The organism is Streptomyces sp. NPDC003032, from assembly GCF_053591415.1.
On the sequence record NZ_JBSFTT010000111.1, the window covers coordinates 1 to 2,892 of the forward strand.

The 2,892-nt window shown below is 71.2% G+C and carries 1 protein-coding gene; it reads right to left on the reverse strand.

The window, feature by feature from the left end:
- The coding region (locus tag ACWDZ7_RS42690) for a non-ribosomal peptide synthetase (RefSeq protein ID WP_451804340.1) at nt 1-2,892 on the reverse strand (2,892 nt) is incomplete at both ends.

Here is a 2,892-nt window from a genome sequence, read left to right on the forward strand (position 1 = left end):
CAGGATCTCCCGCTGCCACAGCGTGTAATCCGCGTACTGCACCGGCAACGGCACCCACCGCGGCGCCCGCCCCTCACACCGCGCCGCATACGCACCGCTCAGATCCCGCGTCAGCACCGGCATCGACCAGCCGTCCGCGGCGATGTGATGCAACACCAGCAGCAGCACATGCTCCCGCACACCCACCTCGAACAACGAGGCACGCAACGGACGCTCCGACGACAGATCGAACCCCCGCCGCGCCACCACCTCCAGACGGCCCGCCAGCTCCTCCTCCACCACCGGCTCCACCACCAGCTCCACACCGGCAGCACCCAGCACCACCTGATGCGGCCCGTCCTCGTCCTCACCGAAGACCGTCCGCAGCACCTCGTGCCGCTCCACCACATCACCCAGCGCCGCCCGCAGCGCCACCACGTCCAACGCCCCCGAAAGACGCAGGGAGAGCGTGGTGTTGTAGGCGGCGTTGGGCTCCTCGAAGCGGTTGGTGAACCAGAGCCTGCGCTGCCCGAAGGAGAGGGGCAGCTTCTCCGGCCGGGAGGTGACGGGTGTCACCGGCGGGCGTCCGTCGGCCGCCTGGTCCAGAGCGGCCGCGATCGCCGCGACGGTGGGGGCGTCGAAGAGCCCGCGGATGGACAGTTCGCTGCCGAGGGTGGTGCGGACGCGGCTGACCAGACGGGTGGCGAGCAGGGAGTGGCCGCCCAGGGCGAAGAAGTCGTCGTCGATACCGACCCGCTCCACCCCCAGCACCTCGGCGAACAGACCACACAGGATCTCCTCGCGAGGATCACGAGGCGCCCGCGAACCCTCCGACCCCTCCACCACCGGAGCCGGCAACGCCCTACGGTCCAGCTTCCCGTTCGGCGTCAACGGCAGAACATCAAGCACCACGAACGCCGAAGGCACCATGTACTCCGGCAACACACCCGCCACATGAGCCCGCAACTCACCCGGCACCACCCCACCCGCACCAGGAACCACATACGCCACCAGACGCGGATCCCCCACCCGGTCCTCACGAACAATCACCACACACCGCGCCACCGACCCATGCGCCACAACAGCCGACTCGACCTCACCCAGCTCGATACGGAAACCCCGCACCTTCACCTGGTCATCGACCCGACCCACGAACTCCAACACACCATCGGCAGACCACCGCACCACATCACCCGTGCGATACATCCGCTCCCCCGCCCCACCGAACGGATCAGCGACAAACCTCTCCGCCGACAGACCAGGACGCCCCAGATAACCGCGCGCGAGGCCGACGCCCGCGACGTACAGCTCACCCGCGACACCCACCGGGACGGGGCGCAGCGCCTCGTCGAGCACGAAGACCCGGGTGTTCGCGATGGGCCGCCCGATGCGCGGGGTCTCTCCGGGCGCGATGGGGTCGCTCATCGTCGCCGTGACGGTCGCCTCGGTCGGGCCGTACGCGTCGATGACCCGGCGCCCACCCTCGGTCCAGCGCTCCGCCAGCTCCGCGGTGAAGGACTCGCCGCCGGTGATGACCGTACGCAGGGACGGCACTCTGTCGGCCGGGACCGTGGCGAGCACGGGCGGCGGCAGCATGATGTGGGTGATGCCGCCCGCCGCGATCAGCTCCACCAGTTCGTCGCCGGTCGGGCGTTCGCCGAGCGGCACGAGCACGAGTGTGGCTCCGGAGAGGAGGGTCTGCGCCATGTCCGCGACCGCCGCGTCGAAGTTCGGCGAGAGGACCTGGAGCGCCCTGCTGCCGGTGCCGAGTCCGGCCCGGCGGATGTGCTCGTGCATCACGGTGGCCACACCGGTGTGCGGAATCACGACGCCCTTGGGGCGGCCGGTGGAGCCGGAGGTGTAGATCAGGTACGCCGGGTGGCCGGTGTCGAGCGGCGTCGTACGGTCCTCGTCGGTCGGGTCGGTCGCCGGTGCCGCGGCCAGCGCGGTGACGGTCCCGGCGTCGTCCAGGAGCAGGGTCCGCGCCGGGTCCGCCTCCCCGGTGACTACGGATGCCGTCGCGCGCCGCGTGAGCACGAGGTCGGGGCGGGCGTCGTCGAGCATGTACCGCACACGGTCGGCGGGATAGGACGGGTCGAGGGGCAGATAGGCGGCGCCCGCCTTGAGGATCGCGAGCATGGCCACGATCCACTGCTCCGACCGTTCCACCGCCAGCGCCACGAGATTCTCCGGGCCGATGCCCAGGCCTATCAGGTGGTGGGCCAGGCGGTTGGCGCGGCTGTTCAACTCCTCGTAGGAGAGCCGGATGTCCCCGGCCTCGACCGCGACGGCCCGCGGGGTGCGCGCGACCTGCTCCTCGAACAGGGCGGGCATGGTGCGGTGCCGGGTGTCGTCGGCGGTGTCGTTCCACTCGACGAGGAGCCGGTGGCGCTCACCGGGGTCCAGTATGTCGAGTTCGCCGATCGGGGACGCGGGAGCCGCGGCCACGGCGTCGAGCAGCCGGGCGAACCTGCGGACCACGGCCTCGGCCGTCGTCCGGTCGAACAGGTCCGCGCTGTACTCCAGGGCCCCGAGGAGGCCGCCGGGTGTCTTCGCACGGTGCAGGTCCTGTAGATGGAAACCGAGGTCGACCTTGGCCGTGGCGTCCCCGACCGCCACGCCGGCCGCTGTGAGACCGGTCAGACGCAGGGCGTCGGAGCCCGCGCCCCGGTCGCCCAGGCCCATGGCGAGCGTCACCTGGAAGAGCGGGTGGCGGGCGGCGGAACGCTGCGGGTTGACCGCGTCCACCAGGCGTTCGAAGGGCACGTCCTGGTGGGCGTAGGCGGCCAGGTCCGTCTCGCGGACCCGGCCCACCAGTTCGGCGAAGGTCGGGTCGCCGGAGGTGTCGGTGCGCAGCACCAGGGTGTTGACGAAGAACCCGACGAGGTCGTCCAGCGCGTCGTCGGTACGGCC